The sequence below is a fragment of the Terrimonas ginsenosidimutans genome, from assembly GCF_022012415.1.
In the GTDB taxonomy this organism is placed as follows: Bacteria; Bacteroidota; Bacteroidia; order Chitinophagales; family Chitinophagaceae; genus Terrimonas_A; species Terrimonas_A ginsenosidimutans.
In genome coordinates, this window is the sequence record NZ_JAKLTR010000001.1 from 320,141 (window position 1) to 338,035 (window position 17,895).

Annotated in this window: 24 protein-coding genes; 16 read left to right on the forward strand and 8 right to left on the reverse strand. The window is 44.7% G+C overall.

Translation table 11 applies throughout. From position 1 onward, the window contains the following. Positions 1-62: 62 nt before the first annotated feature. Positions 63-1,262 (reverse strand): aspartyl protease family protein, encoded by a 1,200-nt coding sequence (locus LZZ85_RS01290; RefSeq protein ID WP_237868112.1) that lies wholly within the window; start codon positions 1,260-1,262, stop codon positions 63-65. A gap of 197 nt (positions 1,263-1,459) precedes the next feature. Next, positions 1,460-1,717 (reverse strand): hypothetical protein, encoded by a 258-nt coding sequence (locus LZZ85_RS01295; protein WP_237868113.1) that lies wholly within the window; start codon positions 1,715-1,717, stop codon positions 1,460-1,462. Between LZZ85_RS01295 and mqnC the strand changes: the two genes are divergently transcribed. Continuing rightward, positions 1,716-2,840, forward strand: a complete 1,125-nt coding sequence (gene mqnC / locus LZZ85_RS01300; RefSeq protein WP_237868114.1) for a cyclic dehypoxanthinyl futalosine synthase — start codon at positions 1,716-1,718, stop codon at positions 2,838-2,840. The two genes, LZZ85_RS01295 and mqnC, sit on opposite strands and share 2 nt — an antisense overlap. Before the next feature lie 212 nt (positions 2,841-3,052). Next, positions 3,053-3,361, forward strand: a complete 309-nt coding sequence (locus LZZ85_RS01305) for a DUF3817 domain-containing protein (RefSeq protein ID WP_237868115.1) — start codon at positions 3,053-3,055, stop codon at positions 3,359-3,361. A 98-nt stretch (positions 3,362-3,459) separates the two neighbouring features. Here LZZ85_RS01305 and LZZ85_RS01310 read toward each other — a convergent pair whose 3' ends face one another. Beyond that, positions 3,460-3,816 carry a winged helix-turn-helix transcriptional regulator gene (locus LZZ85_RS01310; protein WP_237868116.1) on the reverse strand — a complete coding sequence of 119 codons (357 nt, stop codon included), beginning with the start codon at positions 3,814-3,816 and terminating at the stop codon, positions 3,460-3,462. 132 nt (positions 3,817-3,948) lie between these two features. Between LZZ85_RS01310 and LZZ85_RS01315 the strand changes: the two genes are divergently transcribed. Together LZZ85_RS01315 and LZZ85_RS01320 are read left to right on the forward strand one after the other, a co-directional pair. Next, the gene (locus LZZ85_RS01315) at positions 3,949-4,380 is read left to right on the forward strand and encodes a DoxX family protein (protein ID WP_237868117.1); all 432 of its coding nucleotides are present in this window, start codon (positions 3,949-3,951) and stop codon (positions 4,378-4,380) included. 76 nt (positions 4,381-4,456) lie between these two features. After that, positions 4,457-5,056, forward strand: coding sequence for an FMN-dependent NADH-azoreductase (locus LZZ85_RS01320; RefSeq protein WP_237868118.1), 600 nt, complete (start codon positions 4,457-4,459; stop codon positions 5,054-5,056). 93 nt (positions 5,057-5,149) lie between these two features. Here the strand turns inward: LZZ85_RS01320 and LZZ85_RS01325 are convergent, their stop codons facing one another. Continuing rightward, positions 5,150-5,671: a hypothetical protein gene (locus LZZ85_RS01325; RefSeq protein WP_237868119.1), complete on the reverse strand. Its 522-nt coding sequence runs from the start codon at positions 5,669-5,671 to the stop codon at positions 5,150-5,152. A gap of 361 nt (positions 5,672-6,032) precedes the next feature. Between LZZ85_RS01325 and LZZ85_RS01330 the strand changes: the two genes are divergently transcribed. Then, positions 6,033-6,650, forward strand: a complete 618-nt coding sequence (locus tag LZZ85_RS01330; protein WP_237868120.1) for a hypothetical protein — start codon at positions 6,033-6,035, stop codon at positions 6,648-6,650. A gap of 84 nt (positions 6,651-6,734) precedes the next feature. Here LZZ85_RS01330 and LZZ85_RS01335 read toward each other — a convergent pair whose 3' ends face one another. Continuing rightward, positions 6,735-7,091: a hypothetical protein gene (locus tag LZZ85_RS01335; protein WP_237868121.1), complete on the reverse strand. Its 357-nt coding sequence runs from the start codon at positions 7,089-7,091 to the stop codon at positions 6,735-6,737. Positions 7,092-7,375: 284 nt separating this feature from the next. On the opposite strand from LZZ85_RS01335, the gene LZZ85_RS01340 reads away from it, so the two are divergent. The 10 genes from LZZ85_RS01340 to LZZ85_RS01385 all read left to right on the forward strand — a co-directional run bounded on the left by LZZ85_RS01340 (position 7,376) and on the right by LZZ85_RS01385 (position 14,422). Continuing rightward, positions 7,376-8,152: an alpha/beta fold hydrolase gene (locus tag LZZ85_RS01340; RefSeq protein WP_237868122.1), complete on the forward strand. Its 777-nt coding sequence runs from the start codon at positions 7,376-7,378 to the stop codon at positions 8,150-8,152. 54 nt (positions 8,153-8,206) lie between these two features. After that, entirely contained in the window at positions 8,207-9,610 is a 1,404-nt protein-coding gene (locus tag LZZ85_RS01345; RefSeq protein ID WP_237868123.1) for a glycine-rich domain-containing protein, read from the forward strand. A 24-nt stretch (positions 9,611-9,634) separates the two neighbouring features. Then, complete coding sequence (locus LZZ85_RS01350; protein ID WP_237868124.1) at positions 9,635-10,006, forward strand: VOC family protein; 372 nt, start codon at positions 9,635-9,637, stop codon at positions 10,004-10,006. 156 nt (positions 10,007-10,162) lie between these two features. Further along, the gene (locus tag LZZ85_RS01355) at positions 10,163-10,489 is read left to right on the forward strand and encodes a hypothetical protein (protein ID WP_237868125.1); all 327 of its coding nucleotides are present in this window, start codon (positions 10,163-10,165) and stop codon (positions 10,487-10,489) included. A 100-nt stretch (positions 10,490-10,589) separates the two neighbouring features. Further along, positions 10,590-11,324 carry a phytanoyl-CoA dioxygenase family protein gene (locus LZZ85_RS01360; protein ID WP_237868126.1) on the forward strand — a complete coding sequence of 245 codons (735 nt, stop codon included), beginning with the start codon at positions 10,590-10,592 and terminating at the stop codon, positions 11,322-11,324. A 107-nt stretch (positions 11,325-11,431) separates the two neighbouring features. Continuing rightward, complete coding sequence (locus tag LZZ85_RS01365; RefSeq protein ID WP_237868127.1) at positions 11,432-11,881, forward strand: GNAT family N-acetyltransferase; 450 nt, start codon at positions 11,432-11,434, stop codon at positions 11,879-11,881. A gap of 83 nt (positions 11,882-11,964) precedes the next feature. Further along, on the forward strand, positions 11,965-12,813 hold the full coding sequence (locus tag LZZ85_RS01370) for a methylated-DNA--[protein]-cysteine S-methyltransferase (RefSeq protein WP_237868128.1): 849 nt from the start codon (positions 11,965-11,967) through the stop codon (positions 12,811-12,813). A gap of 9 nt (positions 12,814-12,822) precedes the next feature. Next, a complete protein-coding gene (locus tag LZZ85_RS01375) occupies positions 12,823-13,536 on the forward strand; it encodes a 2OG-Fe(II) oxygenase (RefSeq protein ID WP_237868129.1) in 714 nt (237 codons plus the stop codon). A gap of 2 nt (positions 13,537-13,538) precedes the next feature. Beyond that, positions 13,539-13,805, forward strand: coding sequence for an Ada metal-binding domain-containing protein (locus LZZ85_RS28325; protein ID WP_255723944.1), 267 nt, complete (start codon positions 13,539-13,541; stop codon positions 13,803-13,805). An 11-nt stretch (positions 13,806-13,816) separates the two neighbouring features. Continuing rightward, a complete protein-coding gene (locus LZZ85_RS01385) occupies positions 13,817-14,422 on the forward strand; it encodes an alpha-ketoglutarate-dependent dioxygenase AlkB family protein (RefSeq protein WP_237868130.1) in 606 nt (201 codons plus the stop codon). A 466-nt stretch (positions 14,423-14,888) separates the two neighbouring features. On the opposite strand, the gene LZZ85_RS01390 is transcribed toward LZZ85_RS01385, so the two are convergent. The 3 genes from LZZ85_RS01390 to LZZ85_RS01400 form a co-directional block, all read right to left on the reverse strand. Beyond that, on the reverse strand, positions 14,889-15,644 hold the full coding sequence (locus LZZ85_RS01390) for a DUF2625 domain-containing protein (RefSeq protein ID WP_237868131.1): 756 nt from the start codon (positions 15,642-15,644) through the stop codon (positions 14,889-14,891). Between the two features lie 30 nt (positions 15,645-15,674). Beyond that, positions 15,675-16,172, reverse strand: a complete 498-nt coding sequence (locus LZZ85_RS01395; protein ID WP_237868132.1) for a hypothetical protein — start codon at positions 16,170-16,172, stop codon at positions 15,675-15,677. A gap of 102 nt (positions 16,173-16,274) precedes the next feature. Further along, entirely contained in the window at positions 16,275-16,697 is a 423-nt protein-coding gene (locus tag LZZ85_RS01400; protein ID WP_237868133.1) for an OsmC family protein, read from the reverse strand. 272 nt (positions 16,698-16,969) lie between these two features. Here LZZ85_RS01400 and LZZ85_RS01405 point away from each other — a divergent pair, with 272 nt between their 5' ends. Then, positions 16,970-17,818 (forward strand): aldo/keto reductase, encoded by an 849-nt coding sequence (locus LZZ85_RS01405; protein WP_237868134.1) that lies wholly within the window; start codon positions 16,970-16,972, stop codon positions 17,816-17,818. Positions 17,819-17,895: the final 77 nt, after the last annotated feature.

The following is a 17,895-nucleotide window of genomic DNA, read 5'->3' on the forward strand; positions in this document are numbered from 1 at the left end:
CAGGCCGGCCGGTTCATGCAAATCGAAAATCATTTTATCGCCGGAAAGTTTCCGGTCTTCTCTCAATAAATACTTTTCACCTTGAATTCTTTCTGTAACAGCGCCCCTTCGCGGCTCAGCAACATTCTGATCCTTTCCCCGGTGGACTGGAGCGCGATCTTGTATTGAGAGAAATTCTGGGAGAGATTATTATTGATCCCGAGGACCTGGTCACCTTCCCTGATGCCGGCAATCCAGGCCGGAGAGCTTTCGGCCACATCTCCGATATAGATCTTGTTGTCTATATAATAAAGCTCTATACCGGAATATGAATAATCGAAGGGGTCACGGTAATGGGAATTGGGCAACAGGTGTATATCCCTTTTTGCATAATTGAACACCACGTTGAACCTGCGAAAGATATCATTACCGATCAGGCCGCCGAGAAACGGGTAAGAGGTGACATTAAATTCATCCTGGAATATATATGTGGGGATGTTCCGGAATTTATATGGACCGAATTTCAATTCCTTCACGACCGTCAGGTGCATGCTCACTTTTCCTCCGATACCCTCCCCTTCCTTTGGATAAAGTTTTCTTTTGCGGTGAAGGAGATTACTGTCATCCACAAAATCCTGCGACAGCATTAAGCAAACCCCCGCCCCTATATCATGTAAAAACCGGGAAGTATACGTGTATTCGTCTTTGACCCGGGCGGTTTGCACGGGTAAGGTATTGAGGATCGGCTTGATCAGGAAGCCGCCACGCGGATAACGAAGGGAGCCTTTACTGCAGATATCCATTTGAAGACTATCATAATCAAGCTTCACAATGTAGCGGATGAGTAAAGAATAGCCGATGATGCCATCTACCTTTTCGCCATAAACGCTACTTAGCGAGGAATAGTCATTAACGTGAAAATTGAGGCTGTCAACGACCAACCCCGGGAAACGCAGACTCCTGTTGTACAGAAACCCGACTTTCTTGATTCCGGCAATCCCGCGAATGGTACGGTCCGAGGCTTGCGGCTTGAGCTTAAAATAATCGACGGTCGTGGAGTCCAGCGAAATACCGCTGCTGCCGCTGTCCAGTATAAAGTTGAGTGTATCCGGAAAATTGTCCAGTTGGGCTTTGATAATAACGACGCCGCCAGTGACCTGCAGTATTGGGATCCGGGTCAGTAGCCGGGATGGAGGCTCAACAAATTCTTCCTGGGCCCGCAGATAGGCAGATGAAAGCAACGCAAAAGTTGCCAGCGCAGTTAGTTGGAGTACTTTTTTCATATGACCGGTTAAGACCGCATTCATTAGCCCGGCAATTTGACCGAAAGCTGTCCGGTCTCATTACTCAGTGACCTTTGTTAGCGTTCCTGTAATGAAAATAGAAAAGAAAAGCGCTTCTAAGCAGGCAATAACGACGACAACAGTCATTTAACGACGAAGGGCGGTTTTCAACTTACGAATAACCTGTACCACCCCCATTAATGATCAATAACCTTTCCTAAATTAACTCTTTCAGCCTCATTTATGCAACCGTTCAGCCATTTTCTTGTTATTGATCGTATTTTTGCAACTGATCCACTCCCCGCTTCAGTTTTGTTATGAACAAATTGCAGCAGAACGGGCAAATCCCGGTTCTGCTCTGTGAAGAGCAAAACGGACGCCGGGCGGAAAAAGCTCCCTGTATGTACCTGCATGGTAATTAATACGGATGGGGCAAGCACAAAAACCTCAAGCATGGAAGTACCTGATTTGTTAGCCCGAGCCCTCAATTTCGAGTTCCTGACCGTAGAAGAAGGCGTTCACCTTTATCATAATGCGCCTTTGACGGACCTGATGTTTGTCGCCAATGAGCTGCGCAAAAAACAGGTGCCTCACGGAAAAGTGACCTGGCAGATCGATCGCAACGTGAATACAACCAACGTCTGCATCGCTAACTGCAAGTTTTGCAACTTCTTCCGGATCCCAGGACATGCTGACGCGTATATCACCGATATGTCGGTATACCGGAAAAAAATCTCTGAAACACTCAAATACGGCGGCGATCAACTGCTTTTGCAGGGAGGCCACCATCCGGAACTGGGGCTTCAGTTCTATATTGATACTTTCAGCCAGATCAAGGCGGAATTCCCTGATATCAGGCTGCATGCTCTCGGACCACCCGAGATCGCGCACATCACCAAGCTGGAAAAAAGTACCCACCGCGAAGTGTTGCAGGCGCTGCAGAATGCGGGATTGGATTCGCTTCCGGGCGCCGGTGCGGAGATCCTGACGGACCGCGTGCGCAGATTGATCTCTAAGGGAAAATGCGGCTCGAAGGAATGGCTCGACATTATGCATGAGGCACATAAGCTCAACATCACCACATCTGCCACCATGATGTTCGGTCATGTCGAAACGATCGAAGAACGTTTTCAGCACCTCGCCAGCATCCGTGAAGTTCAAAGCCGTAAACCTGCGGACGCAAAAGGCTTCCTTGCATTTATTCCATGGACTTTCCAGGATGTAGACACGCTTCTGACGAGGATCCGCGGGGTGCACAACCTGACAACCCCGGATGAATACATCCGGATGATCTCGCTCAGCCGGATCATGCTGCCGAACGTGAAAAATATCCAGGCGTCCTGGCTGACGGTGGGTAAGCAAACTGCTTCCATCTGTCTCCACTCCGGTGCAAATGATTTCGGATCGATCATGATCGAAGAGAACGTGGTCAGCGCAGCCGGCGCTCCTCACCGTTTCACTTATCGTACCATCCAGGACGCGATCCGTGAAGCAGGCTTTGAACCACAACTCAGAAACCAGCAATATGAATGGAGAGCCATCCCTGAAATGATCGAAGAACAGGTGATCAACTATTAATATTGTCTTTACAGACGGACAGTATGAGTAACGGAGCAGGATTGGAATTAATAGAATGCTTCCGCACCTTTACTGTCCGTTTGTGTTTACCGATCAGAAGGGAGGCATCATTTCAATTTGCCCTGGGCAAAATATCCGCGTTCAACGCCATCGCTTCTCCTGCTTGCTTCAGCAAATAAAAAAATCACTATCTGAAAGATAGTCTCACAAACATGAATAAAAAGAAAACATTCAGCCAATTCCGTAAGATCGCCTTTGCAGAAGGGATATCATTTTTAGTATTGTTATTTATCGCGATGCCTTTGAAATACTTCGCAGATTCTCCGCTGGCGGTTCGCTATGTTGGAATGGCACACGGCGTATTGTTTGTAGCATTTATTGTGTGGGCTTTCCTGGTGAAGTCAGAGACCAATAGATCCTTTGGATGGTTGGCAAAATCATTCATCGCATCTGTCATTCCATTTGGCACTTTTTATATGGAGAAGCAGTGGAAACGAGAAGAAGATGCGATCACCGAATAGGTCTGTCCCTGAAACATAAAATTCTAACCTGGCTTTCATCGCCGGATCTTCGTATATCAGACCGGTGGGCGAATAACGCAAATCAATTTGACAGAAAATCACTTTCCCATTATTCTCTTCCTGTGTTGTACGCCCCACTTACGCAGCTCCCCGATCACCGCATGCAGCGATTCTCCATATTCCGTTAAAGAATATTCCACTGTTACCGGCATCGTGTCATACACGGTACGTTTCACCAATTGATTCTCCTCAAGATCACGAAGTTCTTTGGAAAGCATCCGGTCTGTGATCTGCTCGATCTCTTTCGAAATTTCACCAAAGCGTTTATCGCCAAGCGTTAAACACACGATAATCGGGAGCTTCCATTTTCCGCTTAACACTTCCAACGCATCTCTTACCGGAAGCAGCATTCCCATACACTGCTCTTTGTTGAGCTCCTTTGTTTTTGTTGTCATTCGTTAACAATTTATTGTCACTATACTCTTGTATAGTACTATACAAGAGTATAGTACTTACAAAAGTATAGCAAAGATAGATACTTTTGTTCTCGCATTAGCAAACAGATTTACCACACACAAAAAAATGTTATGAAATTTGTATTAATAACAGGACGTATCCTGTTCTCCCTGCTTTTTATTCTTTCCTCTTTTGGTCATTTTAAGGCAGAAACAATCGCCTTCGCGGGGTCACAGGGGCTACCATTGGCTTCAGTCCTCGTGCCGCTATCAGGAGTTGTCGAGTTGATCGGCGGACTAAGTATCCTGGTAGGTTATCGCGCAAAACTTGGCGCGTGGTTATTAGTGATCTTCCTGATCCCGGTAACGTTCATGTTTCATCAATTCTGGACAATCACGGATCCGATGACTTACCAGATGCAGTTTGTTATGTTCATGAAAAACATTTCGATCACAGGCGGTGCATTGCTGATCGCCTATTTCGGTTCCGGTGAGCTGAGCATCGACGCAGCAGGAAAGTCCAGGTCTTACAGTCATTCTTCAGGGAAAGAAGTAGTCGCATAAGGCATGTCATTCCCGTTTCCCGTAGCATTCTCACCTAATTATTCTAATTGTCTTTGCAGACATTAACTGATCATTTATGAAAACAATTCTTAAAATCACCTCCAGTGCAAGAGGGCCTTTGTCCAACAGCAACAAGCTCGTAGAAAAAATCGTAGAGGAATTACAGCATCAGCATCCTGATGCCAGTATAATAGAACGCAATCTCGTTTCAAAAACCTATCCTCACCTGGAAGAAGCTCATCTGGCTGCGTTCTTCGCGCCGGCGGAAGATAATAGTGAAGCGACACTTGTAGCTGCTTCGCATTCTGACCAGGCCATTGCGGAAATAAATCAGGCAGACGTAATCGTGATTGGCGTACCGATCTACAACTTTAATATTCCATCTGCCTTAAAAGCCTGGATCGATCATATTGTGAGAGCACAGAAAACCTTTTCATACGGCTCCGGAGCTCCGGAAGGGCTTATAAAAGGCAAAAAAGTATACCTGGCAGTTGCTTCTGGCGGCATTTATTCTGAGGGTCCGTTGGCGGCAATATCGTATGCGGAGCCTTATCTTAAAACGATCCTCGGCTTTATAGGCATTGACGATGTAACCATCTTCAGGGTAGAGGGAGTAAATGTTCCCGGCATTAAAGAATCTGCCCTGGAAAAAGGACTGGCGAGTGTAGTAGTATAAGATGAATCTAAGAGGTTAAGACGGGTAGTAGTTCAAATTGTAAAAGGCTTCGCGAACATTTAAAAAAGTGTAACGAAGCCTTTACTTTGATAATCATTTGCTTTTCTTCCCGCCGGCGGCCAGCGCAGCCGCAGCCGGAAAAAGCTTTTCCATCCACTGCACGAAAGGCAACAGGTCCTCAGGCTCCACGATCTCGGCAACACTGCAGGCAGACAACGCCCCTGTTTGCCAGCTGTGCAGCCAGGACTTCCAAACTGCCAGAGGCTTTGCTTTAAAAAACTGACGGACAACCTGGGCAGGACTTTCATCGGTTCTGCTTATAGGACCCTTCGTTGTCTTGAACCATGCCATTAAAATAAAACAGCCTTCGATCAGCTGTTCGAGCTCTTCCACAAACCGAACCAGCGCCCCTGGCGTTTTTGACTTCCAGATATAAGCCGGGGCGATCGCCGCTTCACAAAAATCCGAAAACAGCTCCTGCATTTCTTCCAGGGGCACATCGCTGAATAGTTGTTGTAACACCCAATAGGGGTCAAGCGACTGGGGGTCACACTCGTGCTCAAGAGCAAGACGATTTAAGTAGTAACGTTTATCCGGAGTAGATCTGGCTGCCATAAAAGTTTTCTAATTACACGTAAAAAAGATCAGTAAACGATATTGGTATCACCTCTTTTTTAACGCGTCGTTTGCAATATTACAACAGTATTAGAGTCATTTTAATTCCATGCGCATAGACTTTAGTCTAACTTTTCGAAAGAATTTTGAACAGTATTCTGCGCAGGTTTGACAGACGCAGTTGATCCAGTTGATTTTTTACGCTGCATGCAAGAAGATTGAAGCCGGATTTTATACCTGTCGATTGGCAGCCTCATTCGAAAAGCAGGGATTTAGTTATAAGTAATATAAAAACATTGAACAAGCTCTGATCTGTTTGTTGCTTTTTGTAAGTTGCCATTATTGATCAAAACCATACTATATGAAGTTCATTTTACACACGCTTTCCCTGCTCTTTCTCTCCGCTGTTTGTTTTGCCCAGGACAATACTTTTTTCCGGAATATACCCACAGACACAACGGTCCGCACGGCCGTTGAAACCGTCCTGCGACAAAAAAACAGCCATCAAAAAGTAGAGTACATTGATGGCGCCTCCATTGGAGGCATTTATTACAGCATCATCGTTGTTCAAAATATGACGACCGGAGCCTTTGAAAAGGGTGTTTATGTTAACAGCGACTCCTGGCCTAATACTTATAGCTTCAATAACCGCACAACACCTCATGCTTACATTGATGACAATGAATTGTCCGGTCTGATCTCTTTCTTCGAAAATTGCGACAGCATCTGGAAAAAAGAAACTCCGGATAACCGGACAAGTTATGAGTACGAGTCACTCGATGGGTTTCGTGTTTCATTTGGCGCAGGCTCGATGAGTGCCGGCTGGCGGTTTGCATTTCAGTTTCGTAACTACCAGATGTATTTTACGGAAACAACCGGCAAAGGAAAATCCGTTGACCTGTTATATATGTTCCGATCACTTAAAACCAAGATCGATAAGATCGCGGACCCCGGTGTCAAAAAATTTGATATTAATTAGACTCACTAATTAAGTCCGGATCACACATAAAATAAAGGCTGAACAAAATGTTCAGCCTTTATTTTATCACCGTATGGTACGCTGTTAGGAATTATCTTTCGACTTGTCCTTGTCCTTCTTCTTTTTCTTCATTATCTCTTTGAACTTAGCTTGTTGCTCCGGCGTCAGGAACTCAGCCATTTTAGTTTCTTTCTCTTTTTTTAACGCCATCTTTCTTTCCTTCTGCGCATCTTCGTTTAATGTCGCATCATTCTTTATCTCACTTATTTTCCCTTCGTATTCCTTACTCAGCGCATCGTACTTTGTTACCTGGTCTGGGGTGAGTGCCAGTTCTGTTTTGATCTTGTTGTCCCATTCTTCATGAGACTTGTCCCTGTCCTGGGCCATAGCTGGTGCAGCAAAAAATGCCGAAACCAACAAGGCCATTGCTAGTTTTTTCATAATGTCAAGTTTATATGATTAGAGAAAAATTACGAGTTGATTAAGTCCGGTAGCATTGTGGACTCGTAGGTTTACTTGAAAAAATAATGCCAACACACGTTCATTCAACATTAATTTGTACACGATAACGCGCAGATCTATTTAGATAATATTAACAAATCGTTGCCAGGCATTGCGTATTTTCCAGGTATACAATTCATTTATCTATGCGCATTATGCGTAAGTCTTTTCTTGTCATTTGTTTACTATTATCTATCTGGATATTGCTTGCGAAATGTGTCATCATGCAAAACCGCTGGAGTGACCAAAAAGCTCAGCGGATCTTCCAGGCAAAAAAAATACCGCTGGGCATACATGACACCCTGATCGGTAACCGGCATTTACACTATGCTATTACCGGTTCAGACAGCTTACCGGCACTTGTTTTTATCCATGGAAGCCCGGGCAGCTGGATGAATTATTCCAGATACATGTGGGACTCCCTAATGTTAAAGAAGTTCAGGATGATTAGTATCGACCGTCCCGGATTTGGACATAGTGACTTCGGGAAAGCCGTGCATCTGCAAGAGCAGACAGCTCTTATATTACCCGTTTTGAAGTCCTTGAAAAACGGGCAACCGATGTATCTCTGTGGACATAGCATGGGTGGTCCCGTTGTAGTAGATCTTGCTTCTAAAGAACCCGGTTTATTCAAAAAGGTAATTATCGTTGCCGGAGCGCTCGATATCAACCAGGAAGCAAAAGAAACATGGAGACATATAATGAACGTCAGGCCGCTTTACTGGTTATTACCCGGAGCATTTGCCCCAAGTAATACGGAGCTGTTATACCTGAAGAAAGACCTCGTTCAACTGCAATTATCTTTCGATAAAGTAAAGTCTGATATTTTATTTATTCATGGAGACGAAGACACCTGGGTGTCAATCAAAAACATAGGATACGGTCAGCAAAAAATGATCAATGCGGGAAATATCCAAGCGGACACTATTTTCGGCGCCGATCATATGATCCCGTGGAAAAACCAGGAAAAGTTCAGGGAAATTCTGCTCAGCCTGCACTGACCGTTTTATCTCACACTGAATCTTTTTGTACATTAGCTACGATTAAACCACCGAATGTCAAATCAGAAAGTAACGCCCGCAGACCCTGCCTTATGGAAAAAAATCAGGGAATTTGATTTTGATTCTCCTATGAGTGAATATGGTTTTACGGTCAGATTGATTGACGAAAACCATTGGACCATCCGGTTTGCGGAAAATGCGATCCTGGAATACAAGAAGTTTATGTACCTCGCAGCAACTTCGAATTCCATGGTTTCTCCTTCTCCAGTGATCGATGCTGTCTGGCATCAGCACCTCATTTTCACCCAATCCTATTCTCAGTTCTGCGAAATACTCGGGAAGTTTATCCAACATGTTCCTTCAACCCACAACAGGGAGGATCAGAAGAAGTTCATACAGGCGAAACAATATACCGTCGAGCTGTACATAGAAAACTTTGGCGATCTTCCTGCTGATCTCTGGGAAGCAGAAACCATGTACGACACAGTAGGATGGCCAAAAGCAAAACTGAAGATCAGGGGATTTGTACTGATAGGCATCCTGGGCATCATTCTGTCTCTGGTACCTGCTTATTATGTGCTGAGGCCGCTGTACATTCATATCAACGGACCGCAGTTCCTGGTAATGTATATCATACTTGCTGTAATTATCTTTTTTGCGCTTTTCTACGACAGCCGCGAGCATTTCTCCAAGAAGATCGACAAGATCGGTGCAGCATCGTTCATCTATGACCTTTCTCCCTCAGAACTTGTTTACCTGAAAACCCGCGACCTCAATAGTGTGGTGGATGACAGGATAAATCAGCTGATCGAGAGTTGCAAACTCTCAGAAGAGAACGGGCTTATAGACGCCGGAAAAGTATCGTTGGATGAAAATGAACTCCTCGAATACCAGGTAAGCCAGGAATTAAAAACGGCAGGCGGCAAGATAAAATACCAGGGTCTGCGCAAAAAGCTGGTTACAAAACCAGTCTTCACCACTATCGCCGGCAGCATGAAAGCCGTTGATAAGTACTTTATCAAATCGAAAGAACTGGGAAATCTTTTCTATAAACAATTTATCATTCTTTCTCTTCTGCTGATATTGGGGATCGTGCGTGTCGCAACGGGCATCATGAGAGACCGGCCATTTATTTTAGTCCTGTTTCTTGTATTGGCGATCGGCGTAGCCATTGTTATACATCTGCAGGAGCTGACAAAAAGAGTTTCCAGATCACTGATCCCACGTTTGTATTTGGAAAAGATCCTTCCCTCTCAAAATAAACAACAGAATACAGAATGGAGATATTTCAGACTGGGAGCCGCAGCGCTGAGTGCGGGATTTTTTGTTGTTGCTGAACCGCGTGTAAGATCAACTGACAGCGGCTCTTCTTCTGCAGATGCATCCGGCAGCGGTTGTGGAAGCTCCTGTGGAAGCAGTTGCGGCAGCTCCTGTGGTGGCTGCGGCGGCGGAGATTAAGAGATTAACAGGTAAACCTTTTGTATGAAAATAAAACTACATGAAGTTGAATTGGGCGTAAGCAATCCCAACGCCAGTAAAGATTTCTACAGGTCGCTGCCGGGCATGTCAATGTCTGTAGATCAGCCCGCGTTGAAAGTCTTCCATTCCGGAATACCACAACTGGATCTGAATTTCTCCACCCATCTGGCCCAAGGAGAAGTGATGTTGAGTTTTATCTGCGATGATCTTGAATCGGCAATGGAACTGCTGTCTAATAAAAATATTTCTTATGAAGGGCCGGTCACCTCTCATCTTGGCATGAGAAGCATTTCTTTCAGAGATCCGGGCGGCTATAAAGTAAAGATCAACCAGGCTTCAACAGATTCTCCCGCATGGTTAAAAGACCTTTTATAAAATACAGTCTGCGAGGGTGCGGATTATCGTTCCTGTAAGAAACTATACACTTGTTGGATAGCCTCCACAAATGAAAATTTCAAATGCATACGTTCAATACGCTAATAAATTTCTATTCGTTGTAACAATGTTCCTATCAATTTCTTAAGCCAAATTGTGGAAAAAAGCATTTTCAACTGGCATGATGTTTCCAGTATTGATCCCGAAATATATATTGTAGAACTTTTAAATTGGCTTATTATGAAACGTGAGACTTTAAAACAAGATCAGGCAAGCCAGCTGTCAGTTAAAGATCGGAACCAGCAAAAAAATCAGCAGAGTAAAATTGTACCGCAAACAGGAAACACTCCGAATGCAACAGATACCGGAGGTTCTATGAGTGAGGGAAACCTATCAAATAGCAGATACAGCAGGGAAAGAACACGACTCCTGCGTGATAAGCAGTTCATCATGGGTTCAGATAGTGATGGACAGGCGAATTAACTTTCGTCGCTTATAAAGAAAATCCCGGCTAAGAATTTTTCCAGCCGGGATTTTCATTTTTACAATGGAGGTTATTGTAACTTCATCCTGAATATCTCTTATGAAAGCGGAAACAACCCAATCATTAAAAGACCAGGTAGATAAAGATGGATTCGCTGTTATTTACAATGTGTTTGATCAATCTTCGATAGCAGACCTGAAGAATATAATTAACAAGACCACTGCAAATAGTGATACTTTCAGGAAAACCGCCGACCTTTTTGCCATCCGGCGATTTCTCTTCGAGATCCCTGAGATGCGCACAAATATTTTTACCGCATCCCTAAATAATATACTCCGCTCCTTATTTTCTGATCATCACTTTTCTTCCAAATCAATTTATTTCGACAAGCCGGGTTCATCCAATTGGTTTGTTGCGTATCACCAGGATCTTACAATTTCCGTTGATCAGAAAATAGAAGTTCCGGGGTTCGGACCCTGGACAGTAAAGCCCGGTCAATTTGCCGTACAGCCACCACTGCAGATCCTTGAAAACAGTTATACGTTTAGGATCCACCTTGACGATACAAACAGGGATAATGGCGCGCTTCGCGTGATCCGGGGCTCACATCTCAAAGGGATAAACCGGGTAAATGGCATAAAACCGGATCAGGAGGAGGAAGTGACCTGCGAAGTCCCCGCAGGCGGTGTAATGATTATGAAGCCATTGATAATGCACGCTTCCAGCAGAACGGTAAACGACGCGAGGCGGCGCGTGATACACCTCGAGTTTTGTGACCAGGAACTCCCCAAACCGCTAAAATGGGCAGAACGTCTCCCCGTTCAATTCCAATGATAAATTATGTTCTCCCCTTGAGATGAACAACATCGAACTTTATTTCCGCAATACGGGACTGGCAGAAAAAACTTTCGTTCCTTTGACCTAACCTCAACTCTTCTGACATGGTTCAACTTAAACGCACCAACAACCAGGACCCCGACTTTCGTTACCTTATTCCGCTACTTGATCAGGATCTCAGAAGCCGGTATAATGATCTGCAGGATACCTATGACCAGCATAATGTTATTGTAAATGTTGATACCGTGATCATTGCTTATGCGGAAAACAAACCAGTCGGATGCGGCTGTTTCAAGCAATTCGATGATACATCCGTCGAAATGAAACGCATGTACGTGAAGCCGGATTTCCGAAGGAAAGGCATTTCTTCATCAATCCTGAACGAGTTGGAAAAATGGGCCACAGAAAGCGGTTTCCAAAAAGCTGTTCTGGAGACGGGCAATCGTCAGGAAGAAGCAATTGCGCTGTATGAAAAACGCGGATATAAGATAATTCCAAACTATCCTCCTTATGAATCCATCGAGTCCAGTATTTGCATGCAGAAGGATTTGTAATCCTGGGAATTTGCTAAACATCGCAAGTTCCGGGTTTCCTTCCCCGCAGACGTACGCTAGCTTTGGATTCTAAACAGGGTACAATGACAACGCAGGATCATATCGATTATAACCGGATCGCTGAAGCGATCCAATATATCCGCCAGCATTTTAAGCAGCAGCCTTCACTGGAAGAAGTGGCAGAACGGGTTCATTTAAGTCCTTTTCACTTTCAGCGCCTGTTCAGCGATTGGGCCGGAGTAAGCCCTAAAAAATTCCTACAGTTCCTTAGTGTGCAGCATGCAAAAGAATTGCTCGCTGATCCTCAAATAAAACTTTCCGATGCCGCCTTTGATACAGGCCTCTCTGGTCCAGGCCGGCTGCATGACTTATTCATTTCTATTGAAGGAATGACGCCCGGAGAGTTTAAGAACGGCGGCGAAAATCTTTCTATCAATTATAGTTACGCTGAAAGCCCGTTTGGAAATGTATTGGTCGCTTCCACGTTAAAAGGTATCTGCTATATGGCGTTTGCAGAAGACAAAAATATAGCGCTCCAGGAATTACACGATCGGTTTCCCAATGCCCACTATCAACAAATGCTTGATCTCTCTCAGCAAAATGCGTTGTACATTTTTACGCAAGACTGGAAAGAGTTAACCAAGATCAAACTACATCTGAAAGGAACTGATTTTCAACTTAAGGTTTGGGAAACATTGTTGAGAATTCCTCTCGGCGGTTTAACAACTTATGGAAAGATTGCTGCGCAATTAAACGCGGCGGGAGCATCCCGTGCAGTGGGAACCGCCGTTGGAGACAACCCTGTTGTTTTTTTAATCCCATGTCATCGCGTAATTCAATCCACCGGCGCTATTGGCCAGTATCATTGGGGAAGCAATCGCAAAGCAGCCATGATCGGTTGGGAATCTGCAAAGACAAGCCATAACCTCTAATCAGATCAAATGAAAAGTCCGGATCAAATTATCAGCAATGCTGACTGGATCTCTATTGCCGATCAGCTGAACGAATGCGGCTTTGCACATGTTCCCGGCATCTTGAACAGCGAGGCTTGCGATCTCCTGATCGATGAGTATGATGATCGATCAATTTACAGGAAGACTGTTATAATGGAACGTCATCGTTTCGGCAAAGGAGAATATAAATACTTTCGTTATCCCCTTCCGGAACCGGTACAAACATTACGGGAGAACCTGTACCCGTTCCTGGCGCCGATCGCAAATGGATGGATGGAACTGCTAAAAATCGACACCCGGTTCCCCGGATCATTAAAGCAGCTTAAAGCCACCTGTCATGCTGAAGAACAAAAGCTTCCTACGCCACTGATTCTTCGGTATGGGAAAGGCGGCTTCAACACGCTGCATCAGGACCTGTACGGAAAGATCTTCTTTCCAATGCAGGCCGTGCTACTGCTCAATGATCCGTTAAAAGATTTTCAGGGAGGAGAATTCATTTTGCTTGAACAGATCCCAAGAGCACAATCAAAAGCAATCGTACTTACTCCTTCAAAAGGCGATATGATCATTTTCACAACGCAATTCAGACCGGCAAAAGGAAGCAAAGGTTTTTACCGGGTGAACATGAAGCATGGCGTAAGCGAAGTACGCTCCGGTCGGCGGCACAGTCTCGGGATCATTTTTCATGATGCTACTTCCTGATCATGATCACACACCTTTCCCTTGGAGAAAAATTCTCCGCGAAACGCAAACTTTATCACCTCATATCTGCCGGGGAGATAAGGCTGGCCGGTAATCGGAGACTACTTATTTATGGAACGCTGACATGTTATTCCGGCAAAAGGATGAAGCCGGAGAACAGGGTATTCTTTTCGTCGGAAGATGAAGCAATCGCAATGGGGTACAGATGCTGCAAAAATTGCTGGCGCCCGCAGAAAAACAAACCTGGCCGGAATACCGGTGAATTGTAATTTTATCTTTTATGGACCTTTTCAATCCCGATCCGCTTTCAAATCTTCTGCCATCCGATGGTATCGTTCAGTATTATGGGCCGGTAATGACGCGTGCCCGGGCAGATCATTACTGCAAGAAACTGTTTGATACATTAGACTGGCAACCTGATACAGCCTTGATATTTGGAAAACTGATCACTACGTCCCGAAAAGTCGCCTGGTATGGCAATGAGCCTTATGCGTACACCTATTCCGGGGCAACAAAGTTTGCCTTACCATGGACCGAAGAACTACTCGAACTAAAAAGTCTCGCCGAAGAAAGATCGGGAGAAACATTCAATTCATGCCTCGCAAACCTTTACCATAGTGGGGAAGAAGGAATGGCCTGGCATAGCGATGCGGAAAAAATGCTGCGGAAAGATGGGGCAATTGCTTCAATGAGCTTTGGCGCTGAAAGAAAATTTGCATTCAAGCACAAGCAAACACAACAAATAATTTCTGTTATACTTCAAACAGGAAGTCTCCTGATCATGAAAGGCACAACGCAGACACACTGGCTTCACCGGTTACCTCCAACTACAAAAATCAAGACACTACGAGTGAACCTGACATTCAGGACAATTGAGAAAGGTTGAAAAAAAGTGCTCGCCTTAATAAACACCAAAAACGGCGCACTCTAAATTCAATACTGATACATCTGCCAGTAAAGCAAAGAAGGTTAAGATCATTGGCGGCGGAAAAGTTTGCTTATAAAAACTCAGCATTTACCGCGCACGAAAGCCAGTTTGACGGGCGTAGCAGAAATGCCACGGAACGCTCCGGGCGAAATGAATCCGATGAAGTGATAAGTTGCACTCATTGCCTTCATTCTTGCTGCCCGGTGAAAAAACATTTTTATGCGTTGTTTTTCCCCTTGTGAAGGTTCTGCGTTCTGCTAGCTTTAGTAAAAAATAAAGCCTATGAGTTCAACAGTGATCGATTCATCCTAGCGCGCCTTAATAACCGGCTCTTGGAAACAGGATTGTGGCCTAAGCACCGCATTCCGGAGGATTGGCGCCGTAGTGGGAGCTGCGGCCCAATTTCTTTCCCTGGAGATCCTTTTTACTCGTGTCCGATCGTATCTATCTTTTCAAGACCCAGTTGCTTTCGCAGATCCAGGTTGAGAAAATACTGTTCTTCGGCAGGTATTGCTTTTCGAGCATTTTTTTCGATCTCTTTTCCTTCTTTCGACCAAAGCATTGGCGAAAAATTAAAGATCTTATCTCCTGCAAGCGCAGACACGTCTTTTTTCCAGGTTTTCCATCGATATCCTTTATAATAGTTTTCAAGATCTCCATTGAAACAGAAAGATAAAAACGCGGAGTATCCAAGCGACATCGGTTCAAATTCAAGATTGTCCGGCGAGAAATAGTAGATCTTTCCGATATCATCTCCCAGACCACCGCCATTTTCTAAATAAAATCCGCCGATCGCGTCATCGGCCACAATGATGTATCCCGGGTTCTGTGCAGGGTATAATTTCCTATGCCACTCCATTATCCCCCGCTCGAACTTTGCGCTACCAGATCCAAGTATCCTGATCCATCCATGATCTACCAGAATGCCGCCTGTATTCAATGTAACAGCGCCGAGCGGAGTCTGGCTGTTCATCTGCAGATCATACAAGGCCGTTCTCGCACGCACGCTGTCTGCCGGTAAAACTTCAACCTTATTGGTAGCGCTATCGATCATTTGTTTCACTACTGTCCAGCCCGGAGCTTGTGCAATGATCAGCTCCTCGAGCGGACGCTTTTTTATCTGTGCGCTTATTTCCTGATTAAAAATCAAAAGAAGGAAGACTATAATTGATCTGTACACGATCTTTCTTTTGGCCGCAATATCTGCTTATTATTTTATGCGACCCAGTTTTTTCAATACCTCCATTACTTCCTCGGGCATCGCCGTTGAGATCATTACAGAGGATTGATTTTTAAGTATGATGTAAATACCGGTATCTCCGGGAATAGTGTACCCGCGTCCATTAGGACTTAGCCTAACACCAAACCCGTATTCCTTTGCAGGGTTGAACTTCCTGACATGGATTTCCTCGATATCTTCCCATGCAAATTTTGCGAATTGAGTCTGATACGGAGGGAAACGCACATATATTCCATCATCCCTGATCTGGGTTATAAGTTGAAAGCTTGAGGACGCAAGGATCTGAAGAAAGATAAAGACGACAAACCCACCCCATAGAAACCCGGAAAACACCGGCATCTCCTTTGCTGAAAAGTGGTTGAATAATAGAACGACGCCAAATATGAGCGCAATGATACCGTTAAACCACTTGTTCTTTGTTCGGCCGGAAGATTGTATTTCCTGAAATAAAATAACCCGGTTTTCCATACTTAAAAGTTACGCCAATTCCGCGCAACAAAAAACAAAAAACCAGGCCCATATAAGTTCATAAGAATGAACAAATGAACCTGGTCAACACACGCCAGCTATTTATTGATAGATAACACTTAATGTGATCGGAGTAGCGGCAAGCGCTTTAGAAAGCGGGCAATTTTCTTTTGCGATCTTCGCGATTCCTTCAAATTGTTCTTGCGAAACACCATCGATCAAGGAAGCCGTCAGTTCAAGACTGATCCCTTTGATCGTTTGCGTTGTAACATCCAGTTCGACGATCGCATTTGTATCAAGGTCGCCTGCTTTGATGCCTTGTTGTGAAAGCACTGCGCTTACTGCCATTGTGAAGCATCCCGCATGCGCCGCACCCAGCAGTTCTTCCGGATTGGTACCAACGCCTTCCGCAAAACGGGTGTTAAAAGAATACTGTGTATTGCTAAGCGTTGTGCTTTGCGTGGAGATCTGGCCACTGCCTTGCTTAAGGTCGCCGTTCCAATGTGCATGGGCTGTTCTTTTCATATACTTTGTTTTAAGGTTGAATGTATCGGTGTAAAATTGTGAGAACAAAGTTGCTTCATCCGGCACGGGAATTATTGTACATTTTGACGAATCTCCTGTATTTTTTTCCCGCAATCCTCCAACCGATCTACTTTGGAAAAAGTGAGTGTGCTTTCGTTCACAAATCCTTAACCATGCCTTGCAACAAAAGCTTTTCCGCATTGTTGTAATAAGGTCAGACCCGCCCACCCCGGATCTCCATTATTTCACTGTCATTAAACTTTATTGAGTATATGTCTACAAAAACAAAACCTTCAAGGTCTTATGTACTGGGCGGTGATCTCACCATCGATCGTCTTGGGTATGGTGCCATGCAACTGACCGGGACCGGCGTATTTGGTGAAACTTCTGACCGGGTAAAGGCGATAAAAGTACTCCAGGAAGCGGTCGCCTCCGGTGTGAATTTTATCGATACTGCGGAGGCCTATGGCCCTAAATTGAATGAGTCGTTAATAGCGGATGCGCTTCATCCATATAAAAATGGTGTTGTTATCGCTACAAAGGGAGGCTTCAACCGCCCGGGCCCAAATCAATGGATCCCTAATGGTGATCCTTCGTATATCAAAAGCAATATCGATGGTAGTCTGCAGCGTTTGAAGACAGACACCATCGATCTTTGGCAATTGCATCGTATAGATCCCAATTACCCAGTTGAAGAAACATTAAAGCCCGTTGCGGAAGCCGTAAAGGCCGGAAAGATCCGTCACGTTGGTTTATCAGAAGTGAACGTCGAACAGATCGAAAGAGCAGAGAAAGTAGTGCCCATCGTATCCGTCCAGAACCTGTACAATCTTGGCAACCGCCAGTGGGAAGAAGTGGTTGATTATACAACTGAACGCGGTATTGCATTCATTCCATGGTATCCTCTCGCATCCGGACCGCAAACATTGGCTGACAAGATCGGGAAGATTGCACAGGCGCATAATGCAACAATCGCACAGATCGCGCTGGCATGGTTATTAAAACGTGCCGGCAATATATTGTTGATACCGGGAACCAGTTCTGTTCAGCATTTACACGAAAACATCAAAGCGGGGGAAATACAGCTGTCAGATGAAGAATTTGAATCATTATCAAAATAAAGAAGCTTACGCAGTGAGGTAAGACGTGAACAATGTCCGTTTCCAAATGGGATCCGGAAGATCTGATCCCTGAGTTG